Here is a 21,177-nt window from a genome sequence, read left to right as displayed (position 1 = left end):
TCCGCTATTTAAATCCACCTGACGACAACGAGCCAGATTGAAAAAATCACCCAACCAGCCTCATTACTTCATCCCGCAACCGCTCGACAACAAGCGCCTGGCGCATCTGTGCGGTCCGCTCGATGAAAACCTGAGGCAGATCTCGTCCGCCCTCGACGTGACGATTTTCCGTCGCGGCGAGAAGTTCATCGTCAGCGGCACCAACGCCGAACGCGCGGTCGCCGTCCTTGATCGTTTCTACACGCGGGCCGACAAGCAGGTATCGGTGGAAGACATTCAGTTGGCGCTGGTCGAACAACGCGCCACCGCGACCATCGACGCCGAACTCGACGATGCGGATATCGCGGTTGACAAGAAAGACAAGACCGAGATCGAAAGCCCGATCCTGAAAACGCGCAAGCACGATCTGCGCGGCCGCACGCCGCACCAGAGCCAGTACCTGCACGCCATCCTCGAGCACGACATCACCTTCGGCGTGGGCCCGGCCGGCACCGGCAAGACCTACCTGGCGGTGGCCTGCGCCGTCGATGCGCTGGAGCGCGACGCCGTGCAGCGCATCGTGCTGACGCGCCCGGCTGTCGAAGCCGGCGAACGCCTGGGCTTCCTGCCCGGCGACCTGGCGCAGAAGGTTGATCCGTATCTGCGCCCACTGTACGACGCGCTGTATGACCTGCTCGGTTTCGACCGCACGCAAAAGCTGTTCGAGAAACAGGCGATCGAAATCGCGCCGCTGGCCTACATGCGCGGCCGCACGCTGAACCACGCCTTCATCATCCTCGACGAGGCGCAGAACACCACGCCGGAACAGATGAAGATGTTCCTCACCCGCATCGGCTTCGGCAGCAAGGCCGTGGTCACCGGCGACGTCACCCAGATCGACTTGCACCACGGCCAGAAGAGCGGCCTGGTCGACGCGCTCAATGTGCTCAATGAGGTGCGCGGCATCGCCTTCTCGCGCTTCACCAGCAGCGACGTGGTGCGCCATCCCATGGTCGCGCGCATTGTCGACGCCTATGAAGCGGTATCGACCGTCAGCAATTCACATGTCACTTCCAACACCGCCGTCAAACGCCTCAGCCAGGGCCTGACCCAGTCAGCCAAGCCACGCCATGCAAAAAAATAAACTGACCCTGTCCGTCCAGTACGCCGATACACGCCTGAAGGACAGCGTGCCGCGTCCGCAGATCCGCCGCTGGATCCAGGCCGCGCTGTTCGCGCCGGCGGAACTGACGATCCGCTTCGTCGACACCGAAGAAGGCCGCACGCTGAACCGCGAATACCGCGAAAAGGATTACGCCACCAACGTGCTGACCTTTGCCTACACGGAAGAGGAAGACGCCGAAGTGACGCAGGCCGACATCATCCTGTGCACCGACGTGCTGGAAAAGGAAGCGTTGGAGCAGAAGAAGCCGCTGCTGGATCACGCGGCGCATCTGATCGTGCACGGCGTGCTGCATGCGCAAGGCTACGATCACGAAGACGAAGAAGAAGCGACCGAAATGGAAACGCTGGAAACTGAAATTCTGGCAGGCCTGGGTTTCGCCGATCCTTACGCGGACCGCCGGTAACACTACCAACATCTGCATCAACATCTGCAACATCGGCAACATCGGCAGCACTGAACATTGCCGGCCGCAGCCTTGCGCTGCGACGGCATTGTGTTCCCTGCCCTATTTTCCTGCCCTACTTCCCACCTTACTTCCATCCCCGCCGTCGCGGTAACGCCGCACCGCCCTGCGCATGAAATCCAGCTGACGGCCGAAGCGCGTGCAATGGTCGCAGATAGCCAGATGCCAGCGCAACGTCAGCCGCCGGGCGAAAGATAATTTGCTGTCTTGCGCCTCGCACAAGACGCGATGTGCTTCCTTGCAGTTCATGTCATTGCTCCTGTCGCACTCCGTCTGGCATTGTAAATCAGCCAACCCGCCGTCGCGCTTTCAGCGCCGTTCTCCGGCTCCCTGCATGTTGGTCGTGGCCGGACGTCATTTCTTACAATTCACTGACGATTATTTTTCGCAGTGGCTACTGATGCCTTTGCGAGCCCTGCCATGCCGTGATTTTCACTTTTTTCAAATTCCTTGTAAGAAACCGCCAACTCGTCCGACCAAGCTGCATGAAACACATATTCGCCATGTATTGAGGAGACGAACTTGAACATCCATGCGCCCACGCTTCCGACGACGTCCGCGACCATCCATCCACTGTGGCTGCGCGTCACGCATTGGACCAACGCGCTCGCCGTCGTGCTCATGATCCTGAGCGGCTGGCGCATCTATAACGCGTCGCCGATTTTTCCCTTCTCGTTTCCCAAGGAATGGACCTTGGGCGGCTGGCTGGGCGGTGCGCTGCAATGGCATTTCGCGGCGATGTGGCTGCTGGCAATCAACGGCGTGATTTACCTGGCGCTCAATCTGCTGAGCGGACGTGCACGGCGCAAGTTCTTTCCGCTGCGCCCGAAGGAAGTCTTCCACGACTTTGTGCAGGCGCTCAAGGGCAAGTTGCAGCACGCGTCTCTGGACCATTACAACGCCGTGCAAAAGTTGGCGTATCTGTCGGTAATCGCCGACCTGTTGCTGATCGTGGTCTCGGGACTGGCGATCTGGAAATCGGTGCAGCTGCCTTTGCTGCGCGACTTGATGGGCGGTTATGACAGCGCGCGCATCGTGCACTTTTTTGCCATGAGTTTCCTGGTGCTGTTCATTGTCGTGCATGTCGCGATGGTGGCGCTGGTGCCGCGCACCTTGCTGGCCATGCTGCGCGGACGCTGAACGCCACTAAACAGAGACCCTTACCATGATCAAGAAACCAAATCGCCTGCCGTCTAACCTCGACGGCGAACTGATCCTCAAGGATGCGCGCCGCGAACTCGAATTGTCGATGCCGTCGCGACGCCTGTTCGGCAAGCGCGCACTGACGCTGGGCGGCCTGTCGCTGCTGAGCGGCTGCAATCTCACCGAGCAGGAATCCGTGAACCGCATGCTGACGAAGATTTCACGCATGAACGATGGTGTGCAGGGCTGGCTGTTCGATCCGAACAAACTGGCGCCGACGTATCCGGCGTCGATGATCACGCGGCCATTTCCGTTCAACGCGTTTTATGGCGAGGATGAAATCACCGAAGTCGACGGCGATGCCTATCGCCTTGAGCTCAAAGGCCTGATTGCCATCCGCCGCACCTGGTCCCTGGCCGAGCTGCGCCGCCTGCCGCAGGTGGAACAGATCACTCGCCACATCTGCGTCGAAGGCTGGAGCGCCATCGGCCGCTGGGGCGGCGTGCCGTTCGCCGGTTTCCTCAAGCATATCGGCGCCGACCTGAGCGCGAAGTACATCGCCTTCCGCTGCGCCGACGACTATTACACCAGCATCGACATGGCCACGGCGCTGCACGCGCAGACGCAGCTGACGCTGACGTATGACGGCGACATACTGCCGCCGAAATACGGCTTCCCGATGAAGCTGCGCATGCCCACCAAGCTGGGCTACAAGAATCCGAAGCACATCGTTTCGATCGAAGTAACCAACACTTACCCCGGCGGTTACTGGGAAGACCAGGGGTACAACTGGTTCGGCGGCGCTTAGCAATCTGCCAAGCATCTGCCGTAGTCATGGCGCTTTTGCCAATTTTCAACATCTAGGAGATTCACATGAAAAAAGCACTCTCGACCCTGTTCGCCTGTCTGATGATGGCTGCCGTATCTGGCGCCTACGCTGCCGATACGATGGCCAAGGACGACATGTCCAAGGATTCCATGTCGAAGGACGGCATGAAAAAAGACGGCATGAAGAAGGATGGCATGAAAAAAGACAAGATGAAGAAGGACTCCATGGGCAAGGACGCCATGGCTAAAGACGGCATGGGCAAGGATGAAATGAAGAAAGATGAAATGAAGAAGTAATCTTCGTTTCTTTCGACATGTCTGCGGCATCCCCTCGCCGTGGACATGTCCGTCAGTGCACATGTCCGCCGGGAAACTGTTGCCATTTGATCCAGCCTGCTGCTTGCGTTCGTTGCGCGTCTCAGTCGTGAAAATCGGGTTTTAGTAGATTTGTCATATATTTGTTGTATCCTATGGCTCATCGAAACAACGTCGGACCCACGGCTCACGCCATATGCAAGATCACTCTAGTAGCGTCAAATCTCTTGACGCTAAACCACACCGTTCCCTGTTCGAACGTCTCACCGCCCTCATCTCCCCCGAACCAGAAAACCGAGCAGAGTTGCTCGAGGTCCTGCAAGACGCCCATGAACGCAACCTGATCGACGCCGATGCGCTGTCGATGATCGAAGGTGTATTCCAGGTATCCGATCTCGCCGTGCGCGACATCATGGTGCCGCGTTCGCAGATGGACACCATCGATATCAGCAAGCCGATCGAAACCTGGATGCCCGACGTGCTGTCGACCTCGCATTCGCGCTTCCCTGCGGTTGAAGGCGAGCGCGACAAGGTGGTCGGCGTGCTGCTGGCGAAAGACCTGCTGCGCTATTACGCTGAAGAATCCTTCGACGTGCGCGACATGCTGCGTCCGGCCGTGTTCATTCCCGAATCCAAACGCCTCAATGTGCTGCTGCGCGACTTCCGCGCCAACCGCAACCACATGGCCATCGTGGTCGACGAATACGGCGGTGTCGCCGGGCTGATCACGATTGAAGACGTGCTCGAGCAAATTGTCGGCGACATCGAAGACGAATACGATTTCGACGAGGAAGAAGACAACATCCTCGCCATCAAGGACGGCGCCCACGGGCCGCGCTGGCGCATCAAGGGACTGACCGAGATCACCCAGTTCAACGAGACGCTGGAAACCACCTTCTCCGATGAAGACGCCGACACCATCGGCGGCCTGGTCGCCAACCACCTCGGCCGCGTGCCGCGCAAGGGCGACGAATTCGACATCGGCGGCATGCGCTTCGAAGTGTTGCGCGCCGACGCCCGCCAGGCGCATGTGCTGCTGGTGGAAAAACTGCCGGACACGCCGGCAGCCGAGGAAGAACACTAGTTTTTCCGCGTGAATTCTTCTTCGCCCATCCCTGCTGACTCTACCGATGCTGCGGCTGCCGCCAACAGTTCGACGGTATCGCGCCTTGCACGCTGGACGCCGCTGTTCGCCTTGCTGGCCGGCGTCGCCAACGTGCTGGCGTTCGCGCCGTTCAACATCTGGCCGATACAGATCGTCACGCTGGCCTGGCTGTTCCGCCAGATCTCCCGCACTGCCTCTTTCCGCCGCAATGCCCTGACCGGCTGGCTGTACGGCTTCGGCTGGGCGGCCGCCGGCGTGCACTGGCTCTACATCAGCATGCACGACTACGGCGGCATGGCGGGATGGATGGCGGCGCTGGCGGTGGGCTTGCTGGCGGCTTACCTGGGTCTCTATGCCGCGTTGACCGCAACACTGGCGCGCTGGCTGCAGCAGCGCTGGGCGACCTCGCAAATGGTGCTGTTGCTGCTGCTGTTGCCGACGCTGTGGGCCTTGTCGGAATGGCTGCGCGGCTGGCTGTTCACCGGTTTCCCATGGCTGACCTCGGGCTATGCACACAACGTCGGTCCGCTGGCCGGCTTCGCGCCCGTGGTCGGCGTCTATGGCTTGGCCTGGATTGCCGCCATCGTCGCCGGCAGTCTCGCCATGCTGAGCTTGCGCACCGGGCCGCGCGTCCTGCCCGCCGCGCTGACGCTGCTGCTCGCCGGCGCCGGCGTAGCGCTGCACACGGTCGACTGGACACAGGCTGCAGGACAGCCGATCAGCGTACGTTTGCTGCAGGGAAATATTCCGCAAGAGATGAAATTCTCCAACGAAGCGCTGCTGTCGTCGCTGATGATGTACGACGATATGATCCGCAGCGCGCCGGCCGACCTGATCGCCACACCCGAAACCGCTGTGCCGCTGCTGCCGCAGCAACTGCCGCCGGACTATCTGGCGCGCCTGGCGCGCTTTGTACAGACTTCGGGCAGCCATCTGGCGCTGGGGATTCCCTTGTCCGACGGACCCGGCCAGTACGCCAACAGCATGGTCGGTTTTTCTCCTGATCCGGCCAGCGAGCGCACACCGTATCGCTACGACAAACATCATCTGGTGCCTTTCGGCGAATTCATCCCGCTCGGTTTCCGCTGGTTCGTCGACATGATGAGCATTCCGCTGGGTGACATGACGCGCGGCAAACCCTTGCAGCTTCCATTCCAGGTCAAGCAGCAATGGATCATGCCCAACATCTGCTACGAGGATCTGTTCGGTGAAGAGATCGCCGCCCAGCTCGGCGGCGCCTACTACACCGGGCAGCCGCAGGCCAGCATGCTGCTGAACCTGTCCAACATCGCCTGGTTCGGCAATTCGATCGCGCTGCCGCAGCACTTGCAGATCTCCCAGATGCGCGCGCTGGAAACCGGCCGCCCGATGCTGCGCGCGACCAACACCGGCGCGACCGCCGTGATCGGCCCCAAAGGCCAGTTGGTGTCGGAACTGCAGCCTTACACGCGCAACATGCTGAGCGCCTCGGTGCAAGGTTTCCAGGGCCAGACGCCCTACATCCTGCTCGGCAACAAGCTGATGCTGGCGCTGGCGATCGCCGCGCTGGCGGCGGCCTGGCTGCTGTCGCGCCGCAAACGCTAGTCGCCACCGCGTTTTTCTTTGTTCGTTCCCGGGCCTGTCTTCGTTATTTCCGGCCTGTTCCTGCGTTTGGGCCGCATGGCCCCCTCAAAAACCGCTAAAATTCAGGGTTTTAGCAATTCCTTGCCCGCCATCACCGGCAACATAAAAAGATGCTTACATTTCAACAGATCATTCTCAAGCTGCAAGAATATTGGGATGCGCAAGGATGCGCATTGCTCCAGCCCTACGACATGGAAGTCGGTGCCGGCACTTCGCACACCGCGACCTTCCTGCGCGCCATCGGGCCTGAGCCATGGCGCGCCGCCTACGTGCAACCGTCGCGCCGCCCCAAGGACGGCCGCTACGGCGAAAACCCCAACCGCATGCAGCACTACTACCAATACCAGGTGGTGCTGAAGCCGGCGCCTGAGAACATCCTCGACCTGTACCTCGGTTCGCTCGAAGCGCTGGGCCTGGACCTGAAGCAAAACGACGTGCGTTTCGTCGAAGACGACTGGGAAAACCCGACGCTGGGCGCCTGGGGCCTGGGCTGGGAAGTCTGGCTCAACGGCATGGAAGTGACGCAATTCACCTACTTCCAGCAAGTCGGCGGCCTCGACTGCAAACCGGTGCTGGGAGAAATCACCTATGGCATCGAGCGCCTGGCGATGTACCTGCAAAACGTGGAAAACGTCTACGACCTGATCTGGACCGAATGGGTCGAGAACGGCGTCAAGAAGAAGCTGACCTACGGCGACGTGTTCCACCAGAACGAAGTCGAGCAATCGACTTTCAACTTCGAATATTCGAATACCGACTTCCTGTTCTCGCTGTTCGGCAACTACGAAGCCGAAGCCAAGCGCCTGCTGGAAGTGCCGCTGGCGCTGCCGGCCTACGAAATGATCCTGAAGGCGGCGCATACCTTCAACCTGCTGGATGCACGCGGCGCCATCTCGGTCACCGAGCGCGCAGCCTACATCGGCCGCATCCGCAATCTGTCGCGCGCCGTGGCGCAGGCATATTACGAATCGCGCGAGCGCCTCGGCTTCCCGATGGCGGATGCCGATGTTTCGCGCCAGGCGGCTTGAATAAAGCATTGATCGGATCGCGCTGCGGCTGACACCCGCTGTAGCGCCAAATAAGCAAGAAATCGGCAAGAAAACAGAAAATGACTCAAACACTTTTAGTAGAACTCCTGACCGAAGAACTGCCTCCCAAGGTGCTCGCCAAACTGGGCGACGCTTTTGCCAACGGGATTTTCAACGGACTGAAATCGCGCGACTTCCTTGAAGAAGGCGCGGTCGCCACCGCTTACGCGACACCGCGTCGCCTGGCGGTTTCCATCACTAAAGTACGCGCCACCTCGCTCGACAAGGCTATCCGCGAAAAGGTATTGCCGGTCAGCGTCGCTCTCGACGCCGAAGGTCGCCCTGCGGCGCCGCTGGTCAAGAAACTGGCGGCACTGGCGGTGCAAGTCGGCGCCACCGTGATCACCCCGGACCAGCTGGAACGCGCTCAGGACGGCAAGGCCGAAAGCTTCTTCTACAACTACACCGCCAAGGGCGGCGCGCTGCAATCCGGTCTGCAAGCGGCACTGGAAGAATCGGTCGCCAAGCTGCCGATTCCGAAGGTGATGAGCTACCAGCGCCAGCACGGCCGTGACGCAGGCAATACCGTGCATTTCGTGCGTCCGGCACACCGCCTGATCGCTCTGCACGGCGCCGCCGTGGTGCCGCTGAACATCCTCGGCCTCGACGCCGACAAGATCACCCAAGGCCATCGTTTCCTGTCACAGGGCGCGATCGCGATCGACTCGCCCGAGACCTATGTCGAAACGCTGATCAGCAAGGGCAAAGTCATTCCCGGCTTCACAGAACGCAAGGAAAAGATCCGCCTCGACCTGCTCGGCAAGGCCGGCGACGACAAGGTCCTGATGCCGGAAGCGCTGCTCGATGAAGTCACGGCGCTGGTCGAATGGCCGGTGGTCTACGAATGCAAGTTCGACGACCAGTTCCTGGCAGTGCCGCAGGAATGCCTGATCCTGACCATGCAGACCAACCAGAAATATTTTGCGCTGACGGATGCGAACGGCAAGCTGCGCTCGCGCTTCCTGATCGTTTCGAATCTGGAAACCGCCAACCCGCAGCACATCATCCAGGGCAACGAACGCGTGGTGCGTCCGCGCCTGTCGGATGCGAAGTTCTTCTTCGAGCAAGACAAGAAGAAGACGCTGGCCGACCGCGTCCCGCAACTGGCTAACGTCGTGTATCACAACAAGCTGGGCAACCAGTTGCAACGTACCGAGCGCGTCCAGGCGCTGGCCGGTGCGATTGCCAAATTGCTGGGCAATGATGTGGCGCTGGCCGAACGCGGCGCGCTGCTGGCCAAGACCGATCTGCTGACCGACATGGTGGGCGAGTTCCCTGAGCTGCAAGGCATCATGGGCACCTACTACGCGCGTCACGACGGCGAGCCGGATGAAGTCGCGCTGGCCGCTTCCGAACACTATCAGCCGCGCTTCGCCGGCGACGCCCTGCCGTCGTCCGCGACCGGCACCGCCGTGGCGCTGGCCGACAAACTGGAAACCCTGGTCGGCATCTGGGGCATCGGCCTGCAGCCGACCGGCGACAAGGATCCGTTCGCGCTGCGCCGCCATGCGCTGGGCGTATTGCGCATGCTGGTTGAAAAGCGTCTGCCGCTGGCGATTCCTGCCTTGCTGCAGGCCGCCGTGGCGCAATTTGCCGGCAACAGCAATTTCAAGGACCCGAGCGCCGACGTCAGCGCCTTCCTGTTTGATCGCCTGCGCGGCTTGCTGCGCGAGCGCAATTACTCGCCCAACGAGATCGAAGCGGTGGTGGCGCAGCAGCCGGCAGTACTCGACAACATCACCGAACGCCTGGATGCGGTGCAAGCCTTCGCCGCGCTGCCGGAAGCCGAAGCGCTGGCCGCCGCCAACAAGCGCATCACCAATATCCTCAAGAAGATCGAGGGTGGAGTGAGTGGCACCGTGCAGAACGGCTTGCTGCGCGAAGCCGCCGAGCAGGCGCTGTATTCGGCCATGCTGCTGCTCAAGCCGCAAGTCGATGCCGCGTATGCGCAAGGCAATTTCAGCGGCGCGTTGAAGGCGCTGGCGCAACTGCGCCAGAACGTCGATGCCTTCTTCAACGACGTCATGGTCAATGCAGAGGACGAACAGCTGCGCAAGAATCGCCAGGCCTTGCTGGCCGAATTGCATCAGATGCTCAACCAGGTCGCCGACATTTCCAAGCTGGCGGCATAAGGTCCATCAAGTTCTCAGGGATAGGGTAAGAAGAACATGAAGCTGATCATTCTGGATCGCGATGGCGTGATCAACCAGGACTCGGACGCCTTTATCAAGTCGCCCGCGGAATGGATTCCGATCAAGGGTTCGCTGGAAGCGATCGCCCGCCTCAACCAGGCCGGTTATCGCGTCGTCGTCGCGACCAATCAGTCGGGCGTAGGCCGCGGACTGTTTGACATGATGACGCTCAACGCCATCCATCAGAAGATGCACAATGCCGCGCAGCAGGTCGGCGCCGATATCGACGCCGTGTTCTTTTGCCCGCATGCGGCCGACGACAACTGCGATTGCCGCAAGCCCAAGCCGGGCATGTTCAACGAAATTTCCAAGCGCTTCGGCGTCAGCCTGCGCGGCGGCGTGGTGACCGTAGGGGATTCGCTACGCGACCTGCAGGCCGGTTTCGTGGCCGGTTGTGCGCCGTTCCTGGTGCTCACCGGCAAGGGCGAGAAGACCCGCGAAAAAGGCGGCCTGCCGCCCGGTACGCTGATCTATCCGGACCTCGCCGGCGTAGTCGACTTCATATTGAAAGCACCGGTAGAAATGTCGGTTTAGTGGATAAGTGAGAAGGCAGCGGGCCGCCGCATTGCGGACACGGCCGCACCGGCTCTGAAAAGGGAGACTGTATTTTGCGTATCAACCTGTTTTTGCGTTCCGTGCTGTTCACGCTGGTGATGACCGTGACCACCGTAGTGTGGTCGATGGCGTGCATCCTGTTCGCGCCGTTCCCGTACGCGCAGCGCTATTACCTGACTTCGCGCTGGAACGTCATCGTGATCTGGGCAGCGCGCGTGATCTGTGGCATCCGCTATCAGGTCAAGGGCATGGAAAACCTGCCCGACGCGCCGGTGATCCTGCTATCCAAGCACCAATCGGCGTGGGAAACGATTTTCTACCTGATCATCATGCCGCGTCCGCTGGTGTTCGTGTTCAAGAAGGAGCTGACCTACATCCCGTTCTTCGGCTGGGGCATCGCCTTGTTGCGCATGATCCCGATCGACCGCAGCAAGGGCCGCGACGCCTTCGCGCAAGTCGTGGTGCAGGGACGCAAGCGCCTGGCCGACGGCCAGTGGGTAATCATGTTCCCGGAAGGCACGCGCATTCCGGTCGGCCAGACCGGCAAGTACAAGCACGGCGGCTCGCGCCTGGCGGTGGAAACCAACACCGTGGTCGTGCCTGTCGCCGTCAACGCCGGCGAGTGCTGGCCGAAGGGCTCATTCATCAAAACTCCGGGTATGATCACGGTATCGATCGGCAAACCCATCTCGCCGGAAGGCCTGGATCCTGCACAGTTAAGCCAACGCGTCGAAAATTGGATAGAATCTGAAATGCGCGTGATTTCCCCGGCGGTTTATGCCGCCGTCGACAAAACAAGAAACTGACACCATCGGCCCCACTACATTGAAACTGCTTCGTCACTCTCAGCCGGATCCTAACCAGCTTACGCTGCAACTGGATTTCTTCACACCGACGCCTCTTGAGACGACGCAGGACAGCCCACCGCCACCGCTTTTGCAGCAGGACCTCGCACCGGCGCCCGAACTGAAACAGCAGACGCCGTTGCCGCCGATGTCGCCGCCGATCGGCCGTCCCGCCGATGGCATGCGGCGCATCCAGCTGGGCGAACATCATCTCGACTATGCGCTGCTGCGTTCGAAGCGCCGCTCGATCGGCTTCCTGATCAGCGATGAAGGCTTGCGCGTGACTGCGCCGAAATGGGTGACCCTGGGCGAGATCGAAAACGCCATCCGCGAAAAGCAGCGCTGGATCTTCACAAAACTCAATGAACGCCGCGAACGCTCGGCGCGCCGCCTTCAACCGCAGATGCAATGGCTAGACGGCGCCACCCTGCCCTATCTTGGACAGGACATCACCTTGCGTATCCGCGCCCATCAGGCGGCCGGCATTGCTTACGATGAAGACACGCTGGAGTTGACGGTAGGCTTGCCTGCCGACGCCGGCGAACAGCAGTTGAAAGACCGCGTGCAAGGTTGGCTGCAAGCGCGCGCCAAGGAAACCTTTGCAGCGCGCCTGCCGATCTACGCCGAGAAACTGGGCGTGACTTACCAGTCGTTCGCGCTATCGTCGGCCACCACGCAATGGGGTTCCTGTACTGCCGACGGTCGCATCCGCCTGAACTGGCGCCTGATGCATTTTTCCCTGCCGCTGATCGATTACGTGATCGCGCACGAGTTGTCGCACCTGCGCGAAATGAACCACAGCCCACGCTTCTGGGCCACGGTACAATCGATCTTCCCTGAATTCGAAACCGCCAAGCGCGCCCTGCGCGACAGCGCACCCGAGACTTTGCCGATTTTCTGACCGGCAATTCCGTTCGACAAAAAAATCGGCCTGCCGCATGTCTCCATGCAGCAGGCCGAATCGTTTATACGTCGGTTTACCTTAGTCTTTGCGTTCGATGAACTCGATCTTGTAGCCGTCGGGGTCCGTCACGAAGGCGATCACGGTGCTGCCGCCCTTGACCGGGCCGGCTTCGCGCGTCACGTTGCCGCCCGAAGAGCGTGCGGCGTCACAGGCCTTGTAGGCATCGTCGACCGAGATCGCGATATGGCCGTAGGCGGTGCCCATTTCATACTTGTCGACGCCGTGGTTGTAGGTCAGCTCGAGTTCGGCGTGATCCGGATTGCTGCCGTAACCGAGGAAAGCCAGGGTGTATTTGTATTCTGTGTTTTCGCTGGTGCGCAGCAATTTCATGCCGAGCACCTTGGTGTAGAAATCGATGGAGCGTTGCAGGTCGCCAACCCGGAGCATGGTGTGCAGGATGCGCATAGTGAGCCTTTGCCTAAGAACTTATCGGAGTGCAGGATTGTAGCGCTGTTCGCGTCGGCTTGCCGGCGTGCATTATTAACGTCGCCTTCCAGATCGGGAAAATGCCGCGCGCCTGCGGTCAGATGACGGCAGGCGCGCAGTGATGGCGATAACGTCAAACGATCAGAACTGCTCCCAGTCGTCGTCCTTGGTGGTGACAGGCGTGCGTGCGGCAGCCGGCAGACGCGGCGTTTCCTGCTTGCGCGCCAGCGATGGCGTCTTTGGCGTCACGTCATGCGAACGCTGCTGGACGGACGACGCGGCGCCGGCATTATTCGGCAGGCGATTGCTATCGATCTTGAACACGCCGACGATCTGCGACAAGCTGGTGGCCTGATCCTGCAGTGATTGTGCGGCAGCGGCGGCTTCTTCCACCAAGGCGGCGTTCTGCTGCGTCACCTGATCCATCTGCGTGACAGCTTGGTTGACCTGCTCGATGCCCTCGCTTTGTTCGCGGCTGGCTTCGGTGATTTCACCGACGATATCGGTCACGCGACGCACGCTGCTGACCACCTCGTTCATGGTCTGGCCAGCCTGCTCGACGAGCTTGCTGCCGGAATCCACTTTCTCCACCGAGTCGTCGATCAGCGATTTGATTTCTTTGGCGGCAGCGGCGCTGCGCTGCGCCAGCGTGCGTACTTCGCTGGCCACCACTGCGAACCCGCGGCCCTGCTCACCGGCGCGGGCGGCTTCCACCGCAGCGTTCAAGGCCAGGATATTGGTCTGGAAGGCGATGCCGTCGATCACGCTGATGATGTCGACGATCTTGCGCGAGGACGCATTGATCGATTCCATCGTATGCACCACCTTGCCGACCACGTTGCCGCCTTCGACCGCGACGGCCGACGCCGACACGGCCAGCTTGTTTGCTTCGCGTGCGTTTTCGGCGTTCTGCTTGACGGTGGAAGTCAGCTCCTCCATTGACGAGGCGGTTTCTTCAAGCGAACTGGCCTGCTGCTCGGTGCGGCTGGACAGGTCCAGGTTACCGGCGGCGATCTGGGTCGATGCGGTGGCGATGGTGTCGGTGCCGTGGCGAACCCGGCTGACGATATCGAGCAGGTTGTCGTTCATGGAGCGCAAGGCGCGCAGCAACTGGCCGGTTTCATCCTTGCCGGACGCATCGAATTGCGAGGTCAGATCACCTGCTGCAACGGTCTCCGCGACCTTGACGGCGCGACTCAAGGGCGATGTAATGCTCCGCGTGACCAGCCAGGCGATCAGGCCTGCGAACACCAGCGCGATGGCGCTTAGTGCAATCACCAGATTGCGCGCTTCTAGATATTCTTCTTCGACTTCCTTGCTGGCAACATGCATCAATTCATTCTGATGCGCGATCAGGGTTTCCACTGCCGACATATAGGTCAGTTGCAGCGGCCGCACCGTCTGCAGCAGCAATACCGTCGCTTCGTTCTTCGCACCGGACACGACCAGGCGCAGCACTTCGTCGCGACCGGCGTTGTATTGCGTGCGTGCATCCATGATCGATTTCATGAGCGCACGACCCTTGTCGCCGGTGATCAGGCTGTCGAGCTTTTCAAGCGTGGTTTTGGTGTTGTCGCTGGCGGTCCGGATGGTCTGCATTTCCTTGCCGACCTCGTCGGCATCGGTCATCAACAGCACGTTGCGCGAAGATCGCGCGATCACATTGACGTTCTTGATGATGTCGTTGGCCAGCACCGTCTTCGGATACTTGTCGTTGATGACTTCGTCCATCTGTTCATTGAGCCCGGACAGGCGTGTCACCCCGAGCACTGCCATGGCGACCAGCAACAGCACCAGGAAGCCGAATCCTAAACCCAGACGTGCCCCGATCTTGAAATTCGCTATGCGCATACATTTCCCCTTGTCATGTAAAAGTGCAATTGAACGTATTGGCTGACGGCTGACGCGACGCGTCCCGGTTACTCCGATCCGGATGAGTCGATACTACGCGCCGGGAGATCACGCTTCAACAAGCATTTGTCGAAGGCGTCGCTGATGCAATGACGCAATATTGAAGTGCGGAAAATTTCCGCAAGACTAATCCGCAACGCGTCGCGCTGCCATCGGGAAATTCCTGATGACCATGTGCGACGTTCCCCCGTCAGATGACAGCATGCGCAAATACAGGTTTCATCTCACGGTCGGCGAACTATGATGAAAGAAAGGACGATCATCCGCGCAGCTGTCATAAGCGAGCCGCTGCGCGAGAGAACCTGCTGATCTCTTCGCCTGCCTGCCGTTTGCCGCCTTTCGTGGTGCGGTTCCGACAGGGTTGAATCGTCAATGCCGTAAAGCAAGATTTATTTTTGCTTGCAGGCCTTGGTTTGGCGTCGATTATTTGCGTAATACGCAATATTTTAGCAAAAAATTTGTCCGCACGACTTTGCGCCTCACGCAATGTTGGCAGGAGAATTGATAAATGAATATTGGCCAAGTCCTACGCAAGATTCGCAAGGAAAGAAAAGCGAGCCTGGAAGAAATTGCATTGGTCGCCGGCACCGATGCCGCCAATCTGTCGCGCGTCGAACGCGACAAGCAACGCCTCACACCTGACATGCTGGAAAACGTCGCCAAGGCGCTCGACGTCCCGGTGTCGTCGCTCTATCTCATCGCCGAGCAGAACAGCCAGTCAGGAAAAAACGCCAGCGACGCCGGCAAGGCGGCGGCGGCACGTCTGGAAAACGCGCTGGGACGCTTCATCCTGCTGGGACCGCAGGATCAGCAATTGGCGGTGGACTTCATGGAATTGCTGCTGAAATCGATGCGTAAATAATTTACGACCGCACAGCGGTCACAGATTTAGTCGGCGCGATGTTGCCGCAACACATTGGCCAGCGCGACGAACTGCTCCATCGGCACGGCTTCAGGGCGCGCCTGCGGATCGATGCCGGCGGCGATCAGGTCGGCTTCAACGAGCAAACCGGCGACACAATTGCGGATTACCTTGCGGCGTTGGGAGAACGCCTTGGTGACGACTTCTTCGAGCAGGGACTGATCGCATTCAAGCGGCTGCGCAATCGGGATCATGCGCACAATCGCGGACTCCACGCGCGGCGGCGGATCGAAGGCAGTCGGCGGCACCACGAACATGAGCTGCATGTGATAGCGCCACTGCAGCATCACCGAAAGACGTCCGAAAGCCTTGCTGCCGGGATCGGCGACCATGCGTTCGACTACTTCCTTCTGTAGCATGAAATGCTGGTCCTGAACCAGCGGAGCCAGCTCGGCCAGACGGAACATCAGCGGACTGGAGATGTTGTAAGGCAGGTTGCCGACCACGCGCAGCTTGCGCCCGGCAGGCACCGGAATCGACGTGAAATCGAATTTGAGCGCATCGGCGGAATGCACATGCAGACGCCTCGGATCAAATTGCTTCTGCAGGCGCGCCACCAGGTCGCGGTCGAGTTCAACCACGTGCATCTCATCAAGCGATTCGAGCAACAGGCTGGTCATCGCTGCCAGGCCTGGACCGATCTCAACCATGACGTCGTCCTTCTTCGGCGCAATGGCGCTGATGATGTCGTACAGGACGGTCTGGTCGGTCAGGAAATTCTGGCCGAAGCGTTTGCGGGCGATATGTTTCATGGGGAATTCTTGGCGCGGGCCATGAGCGCCGCCGTCCTGATGGCTTCGACCATGCTGCCGTGGTCGGCGCGACCCAAGCCTTGGGCGGCGAGGTCGAGCGCGGTGCCGTGGTCAACGGAGGTGCGGATGATGGGCAGGCCCAGCGTGATGTTGACGCCCTGGCCGAAGCTGGCGAATTTCAACACCGGCAGGCCCTGGTCGTGGTACATGGCGAGCACGCAATCGGCGTGCTCGAGATATTTGTGTTGGAACAGCGTGTCGGCCGGATAAGGACCGGCGACATCGATTCCGCGTGCTTTGGCCGCTGCCAGCGCAGGGCTGATGACGTCGATTTCTTCACGCCCCAGGTAACCGTTCTCGCCGGCGTGCGGGTTGAGGCCGGTGACAAGAATGCGCGGCCGGGGGATGCCGAATTTGTCGCGCAGATCCGCATGGATGATGTCGAGCGTACGACCCAGTCCGTCGAACGAGATCGCCGCCGATACGTCCTTCAGCGCGAGATGCGTGGTCGCCAGCGCCACCCGTAAATGCGGCGCATCGCCGCCGGCCAGCATCATCACCACCTGCGGTGTGGAAGTACGTTCAGCAAGGTATTCAGTATGGCCGGTGAAAGGCACGCCGGCGTCATTGATCGTGCTCTTTTGCAGCGGCGCAGTGACGATGGCGTCGAATCGCCGTTGCAACGCCCACTCGACAGCGACGTCGAGCGTCTGCAGGACGGCGCGGCCATTGCGCGCATCGAGCACGCCCGGGACGACCGGTTCGCTGGTGGGGCAGTCAATGACGATCAAGCGATCTTGCGGGAAGTTGGGCAGTCCGCTGTTGCGAAAGGCCTGCAACGACAAGGCCGACAAGGCGATGGAGGGGTCCAGCGCCTGCGCCGTCTGTGCCAGGAAGGCGGCGTCGCCGAGCAGCACGCTGCGTACTTCTGCACGCAGCTGCCAGGCGGCGCGAATGGAAATTTCCGGGCCGATGCCGGCCGGCTCTCCGCAGGTGATCGCCAGCGTGGGACGCCGGCGTTGATCTTCAGGGACTGCGGGCAGGGCTTCGGACATCAGTGGAATCAGTTATCGTCGGTGCGGAATTCGACGTAGGCGCGATCACGCAATTGACGCAACCAGTCTTCGCTCGCTTCTTCGATCTTGCGCTCGCGAATGGCTTGGCGTGCGGCCAGGCGCGCACGTTCCTTGGAGCCGTCGTCGGTCTTGCGTTCAACCACCTGGATCAGGTGAAAACCGAACGGCGATTCAATCGGCTGGCTGACTTCGCCCGGCTTCAATTCGTTCATGGCGCGCTCGAATTCCGGCACAGTGTCGCCCGGATAGATCCAGCCCAGATCCCCGCCCTTGGATGCAGACAAGTCGTTCGAATACAGTTTGGCCAATTCTTCGAAGGTCGCTGCCTTGTGGTCCAGGCGCTCTTTCAGCTCCAGCAGTTTGCGACGCGCTTCGGCGGCTGAGACCACCTGATTGACCTTGATCAGGATATGGCGTGCATGGGTTTGCTCGACGGCCGGTGCTCCTGCCTTGTCGGCGACGCTGGCGTTGCGGCGATCAACCAGTTTGATGATGTGGAAGCCGTTGCCGCTCTTGACGATGGCGGAGACTTCGCCCGGTTTCAGGCTTGCCACCGCATCGAGGAACAACTGCGGCAAACGGTCTTGCGCGCGCCAACCCAGGTCGCCGCCGTTGAGCGCATCACTGCTGTCGGAATAGGTTGCTGCGGTCTTGGCGAAATCAGCGCCTGTCTTGAGTTGGCGCAACACTTCTTCAGCGCGTTGGCGGCGTGCGGCAACTTGCTCAGGGGAGGCATTTTCCGGAACCCGCACAAGAATCTGCGCCAGGTTCAGGTCTTCGTGCTTGACGGCGGTGTTGTTCTCCGCTGCCAGATAGTTGTCCACTTCGGATTCCGACACCAGCACCTTGTTGTCGACTTCGCGTTCGCGCAAGCGCTGCATGATGATTTCGCGACGGATGTCTTCGCGGAAGGCAGGATAGGCCATTCCTTCGCGCTCGAGCTGAACGCGGAAATCGGCGAGCGACATCTTGTTTTGTTCGGCAATGCGCAGGATCGCGCGATCCAGCATGACGTCATCCACAACAATGCCGTTTTCTTTCGCCATTTGCGTCTGCGCACGCTCGACGATCATGCGTTCCAACAGTTGGCTTTGCAGCTGGTTGCGCGGCGGCAGGGCGACGCCCTGAGCGGTCAGACGCTTCTGCACCGATGCCAGGCGTTCGGCCAGTTCCTGACGCGTGATCACGTCGTTGTTGACGACGACGATGATGGAATCAACTGGACGCGGTGCACGCGAAGACGCCGCAGCCGGCGCGGGAGCTGCCGGCGCCGCAGAAGGCGGCAGCTGCAGTCCCGGAACCGCCGGCGTCGCGGTGGCGGCGAACTGCGCCTGGGCGCTGCCGGCCATGCCCAGCGACATGCTCAACAGGACGATGCCGGAAGTGATGCGGGCGAAAGGATAACGGCGCAGGGAGAAGGAAGCGTTCATATGATTATCGGTTTAATAACGTGTGAGATCGTCTGGCTTGTTGATGATCTGATAGCCGGGAATACTGGCGCTGAGCGCATCCAGCGGGTTCGAGCCAATCTTGGAGAAACCATTCAGCTCAAGCTGAATGAAGAACGAAGTGGACGCCTTGCTCGACGAAGTCGGAATGCGCTGCGCCACCAGGCGGAACACCCAGCAATCGGCCTTGTATTCCATGCCCAGCAAACCTTCGGCCACGGTCTTGTCGGGGATCGAATAATTGATGCGGCTGACAGCATACCAGCGTTGCGACACCGGCCATTGACCGGAAATGTCCATCTGCTTGAGGATACCGGTCGCGTTGGTGCGATCGAGGCGGTAGGTCAGGTTCAGCACTTTCTTCGGCGCCGGTTGCCAGCGCGCGCCGAAATTGGAACGCACCATCTGCCGCAGCGTTTCGCTGTACTGGACTGTATTGTCGAGCGACAGCTGTTTGGTAATCTGGCCGCCCAATGACAACAACAGGTCGGACTTGCTACCGTTGACGGTAGCCGAAGTGCCATCCAATGTCACCTTTGGATCTGCAAAGTAGAAACGCTGGCCAATCGCCGCACGCAAACGTTCAAGACCGTTCTCTTCGATGAAACGAGACACCAGCGCACCGGTAATCTGATTTGCATCGCTGATGCGGTCATGGCCGACAAAACGGTTTTCGCTGAAAATCTGCGCGTAGTTGAAGTCCGCCAGACCAGAGTCGAAATTCGGATACTGGCTTTGGTCGCGATAAGGAGTACGGACGTAGAACAGACGCGGCTCCAGAGTTTGCGTCATGTCGCGTCCGAATAAGCTGGTATCGCGCTCGAACGTCATCCCGGCGTCGAGCGAATACGTCGGCACGACGCGCGTCAGGTTGGTCGGTGCTCCGACGCCGACATTGTTCAGGCGGTACGTGGTCGCATCCAGAGATGCCTTGGGAGTGATGAAATAGCCTGGCCGGATGATCGGGTAGGAGACCGACTGGTTGGCGTACATGCGGTCGCCGCTGACCATTTCGGCTCCGGCGGAAGTCCCTGTGGTGAAGGTGTTGGAGAACCGCGCAAATTCAGAGGCGAAATTGAGATCAAAACCACCGACATCCTGACGTGCGGCGGTCAATGTCAATTGCGGGACTCGATCATACGGCTTCTGGATAGGATTATTGACATCCTGCAGCAGCTGGTACTTGGTCATGCGGCCTACCGCATTCCAATAGGTCCCGGCATAATTCAGGCTGACCTCGCGGGTCAGCAGGCGCTGCGTACTGGCCGTCACCGAATGCGAAAAATCGCTCGGGTAGTCGTTGTCCGATGCCTTGTTCACATTCCAGCCGAACACCAGATTGGGCGCCAGCGTTTGCGAATGCATGGACGAAAGGGAATAGCGCCCGGTACCTGTCACACGATCCTGAATGCCTTCAACTCTGGTCGTCCCGGAATAGCCCTCACCGAGATAGCGACCTTCCACGCCCAACTGCAAACCACGCCGTGCGATATAACGAGGATAAAGAGTCAGATCGCGATTCGGGGCGATATTGAAATAATAAGGCACCGTCAGCTCTGCACCACCCGTGCTGGTAACGCCGAAGGTCGGCGGCAGCACGCCCGACTTGCGCTCACCGGACAAGGGGAAGGACATCAGCGGCGCGCCGAGGATAGGTACGCCCTTGAAATACACGATGCCGCTATGCATGGTGCCGACGTCGCGACCGCTGTCGAGATCCATCGTGGACGCCTGGATGTACCAGTCGGGATCGAGCGCTTCGCAGGTGCTGTAGGTGCCTTCTGTAACTTTGGCCTGGTCATCGGACAGGAAGTCGATCTTCTCGGCTTTGCCGCGACCGCCGTTCTTGCCGAACAGGTAAGTCGGATTGGTGACGTAACCCTTGCCCGAATCCATGTTCATGAGCGCCTTGTCGCCCGTGTAGCGATCCTGCAGACGCTTCATCCAAACGTGTCCGGTCGCTTCGACCTCGTCCTTGATGATGCGGTATTCGGCCTTGTCCGCTTTGATAACGGTTTCGCCGCGCACGACTTCGACGTCGCGATCGAGGTTGATCTGACGATCAGGCCGGCCGGTCATCTGTTCGGCGCTGACGTTGACGGGTGCATCCTTGTCATCGGCCTTGGCATTGGGCTTGGCCGGCGTATTCTGGGTGGTCTGCGCCTGCGCGGAGAGCGGCAAAACGGTCGTTGCCGACGCCGCGACGGCAAGAGAAGCCAGGGACGTAAAGAACCGCGACATCCGCAAGTCGGCACTACGACCAAATGGAAACTTGAAAAAGCGGATCATGTAAAGAAGCGTTCAAACACCATGGCAGGCGATTTTTTGGATTTAATCCCTTATTATATGGGAACTC

General features: G+C 60.0%; 20 protein-coding genes. 13 read left to right on the top strand and 7 right to left on the bottom strand.

Annotated elements, in window-relative coordinates; genetic code table 11:
• The first annotated feature begins 37 nt into the window (after positions 1-37).
• Both ACIROW_RS09190 and ybeY read left to right on the top strand, forming a co-directional pair.
• Positions 38-1,123 (top strand): PhoH family protein, encoded by a 1,086-nt coding sequence (locus ACIROW_RS09190; protein WP_402274415.1) that lies wholly within the window; start codon positions 38-40, stop codon positions 1,121-1,123.
• Positions 1,110-1,568, top strand: coding sequence for an rRNA maturation RNase YbeY (ybeY, locus tag ACIROW_RS09185; protein ID WP_402274413.1), 459 nt, complete (start codon positions 1,110-1,112; stop codon positions 1,566-1,568). The genes ACIROW_RS09190 and ybeY overlap by 14 nt, the downstream gene beginning before the upstream one ends.
• Positions 1,569-1,996: 428 nt before the next feature.
• Here ybeY and ACIROW_RS09180 read toward each other — a convergent pair whose 3' ends face one another.
• Positions 1,997-2,158 (bottom strand): hypothetical protein, encoded by a 162-nt coding sequence (locus ACIROW_RS09180; protein WP_402274411.1) that lies wholly within the window; start codon positions 2,156-2,158, stop codon positions 1,997-1,999.
• Here ACIROW_RS09180 and ACIROW_RS09175 point away from each other — a divergent pair.
• The 10 genes from ACIROW_RS09175 to ACIROW_RS09130 all read left to right on the top strand — a co-directional run bounded on the left by ACIROW_RS09175 (position 2,151) and on the right by ACIROW_RS09130 (position 12,223).
• Complete coding sequence (locus tag ACIROW_RS09175) at positions 2,151-2,768, top strand: cytochrome b/b6 domain-containing protein (protein WP_402274409.1); 618 nt, start codon at positions 2,151-2,153, stop codon at positions 2,766-2,768. The genes ACIROW_RS09180 and ACIROW_RS09175 overlap by 8 nt on opposite strands.
• Before the next feature lie 25 nt (positions 2,769-2,793).
• Positions 2,794-3,579, top strand: coding sequence for a molybdopterin-dependent oxidoreductase (locus ACIROW_RS09170; protein WP_402274407.1), 786 nt, complete (start codon positions 2,794-2,796; stop codon positions 3,577-3,579).
• Positions 3,580-3,644: 65 nt separating this feature from the next.
• Complete coding sequence (locus tag ACIROW_RS09165) at positions 3,645-3,896, top strand: pentapeptide MXKDX repeat protein (RefSeq protein ID WP_402274403.1); 252 nt, start codon at positions 3,645-3,647, stop codon at positions 3,894-3,896.
• A gap of 214 nt (positions 3,897-4,110) precedes the next feature.
• Positions 4,111-4,998, top strand: a complete 888-nt coding sequence (locus ACIROW_RS09160) for an HlyC/CorC family transporter (protein ID WP_402274400.1) — start codon at positions 4,111-4,113, stop codon at positions 4,996-4,998.
• A 9-nt stretch (positions 4,999-5,007) separates the two neighbouring features.
• A complete protein-coding gene (gene lnt, locus ACIROW_RS09155; protein WP_402274398.1) occupies positions 5,008-6,603 on the top strand; it encodes an apolipoprotein N-acyltransferase in 1,596 nt (531 codons plus the stop codon).
• A gap of 149 nt (positions 6,604-6,752) precedes the next feature.
• Complete coding sequence (gene glyQ, locus ACIROW_RS09150; protein ID WP_402274395.1) at positions 6,753-7,670, top strand: glycine--tRNA ligase subunit alpha; 918 nt, start codon at positions 6,753-6,755, stop codon at positions 7,668-7,670.
• Between the two features lie 80 nt (positions 7,671-7,750).
• Complete coding sequence (gene glyS, locus ACIROW_RS09145) at positions 7,751-9,862, top strand: glycine--tRNA ligase subunit beta (protein WP_402274393.1); 2,112 nt, start codon at positions 7,751-7,753, stop codon at positions 9,860-9,862.
• A gap of 36 nt (positions 9,863-9,898) precedes the next feature.
• Entirely contained in the window at positions 9,899-10,456 is a 558-nt protein-coding gene (gmhB, locus tag ACIROW_RS09140) for a D-glycero-beta-D-manno-heptose 1,7-bisphosphate 7-phosphatase (RefSeq protein WP_402274390.1), read from the top strand.
• Positions 10,457-10,530: 74 nt separating this feature from the next.
• Positions 10,531-11,283 (top strand): lysophospholipid acyltransferase family protein, encoded by a 753-nt coding sequence (locus ACIROW_RS09135; RefSeq protein WP_402274388.1) that lies wholly within the window; start codon positions 10,531-10,533, stop codon positions 11,281-11,283.
• A 19-nt stretch (positions 11,284-11,302) separates the two neighbouring features.
• On the top strand, positions 11,303-12,223 hold the full coding sequence (locus ACIROW_RS09130) for a M48 family metallopeptidase (protein ID WP_402274385.1): 921 nt from the start codon (positions 11,303-11,305) through the stop codon (positions 12,221-12,223).
• 81 nt (positions 12,224-12,304) lie between these two features.
• On the opposite strand, the gene gloA is transcribed toward ACIROW_RS09130, so the two are convergent.
• Both gloA and ACIROW_RS09120 read right to left on the bottom strand, forming a co-directional pair.
• On the bottom strand, positions 12,305-12,691 hold the full coding sequence (gene gloA, locus ACIROW_RS09125; RefSeq protein WP_016832138.1) for a lactoylglutathione lyase: 387 nt from the start codon (positions 12,689-12,691) through the stop codon (positions 12,305-12,307).
• 162 nt (positions 12,692-12,853) lie between these two features.
• Positions 12,854-14,563 (bottom strand): methyl-accepting chemotaxis protein, encoded by a 1,710-nt coding sequence (locus ACIROW_RS09120; protein WP_402274382.1) that lies wholly within the window; start codon positions 14,561-14,563, stop codon positions 12,854-12,856.
• Between the two features lie 568 nt (positions 14,564-15,131).
• Between ACIROW_RS09120 and ACIROW_RS09115 the strand changes: the two genes are divergently transcribed.
• Positions 15,132-15,485 (top strand): helix-turn-helix domain-containing protein, encoded by a 354-nt coding sequence (locus ACIROW_RS09115; RefSeq protein ID WP_116433995.1) that lies wholly within the window; start codon positions 15,132-15,134, stop codon positions 15,483-15,485.
• A gap of 26 nt (positions 15,486-15,511) precedes the next feature.
• On the opposite strand, the gene rsmA is transcribed toward ACIROW_RS09115, so the two are convergent.
• The 4 genes from rsmA to ACIROW_RS09095 are packed head-to-tail and all read right to left on the bottom strand — an operon-like array spanning position 15,512 to position 21,110.
• Entirely contained in the window at positions 15,512-16,297 is a 786-nt protein-coding gene (rsmA, locus tag ACIROW_RS09110) for a 16S rRNA (adenine(1518)-N(6)/adenine(1519)-N(6))-dimethyltransferase RsmA (RefSeq protein ID WP_402274378.1), read from the bottom strand.
• Positions 16,294-17,352 carry a 4-hydroxythreonine-4-phosphate dehydrogenase PdxA gene (gene pdxA, locus ACIROW_RS09105; protein ID WP_402274376.1) on the bottom strand — a complete coding sequence of 353 codons (1,059 nt, stop codon included), beginning with the start codon at positions 17,350-17,352 and terminating at the stop codon, positions 16,294-16,296. Before pdxA ends, rsmA begins: the two co-directional genes overlap by 4 nt.
• A gap of 8 nt (positions 17,353-17,360) precedes the next feature.
• Positions 17,361-18,803, bottom strand: a complete 1,443-nt coding sequence (locus ACIROW_RS09100; RefSeq protein WP_402274373.1) for a peptidylprolyl isomerase — start codon at positions 18,801-18,803, stop codon at positions 17,361-17,363.
• A gap of 12 nt (positions 18,804-18,815) precedes the next feature.
• Positions 18,816-21,110 carry an LPS-assembly protein LptD gene (locus ACIROW_RS09095; protein ID WP_402274370.1) on the bottom strand — a complete coding sequence of 765 codons (2,295 nt, stop codon included), beginning with the start codon at positions 21,108-21,110 and terminating at the stop codon, positions 18,816-18,818.
• Positions 21,111-21,177: the final 67 nt, after the last annotated feature.

Source organism: Herbaspirillum sp. NPDC101397 (genome assembly GCF_044767325.1).
Lineage (GTDB): Bacteria > Pseudomonadota > Gammaproteobacteria > Burkholderiales > Burkholderiaceae_D > Herbaspirillum.
The sequence above is the reverse complement of the archived record's forward strand: the minus strand, read 5'-3'. Positions and strand labels throughout refer to the sequence as shown.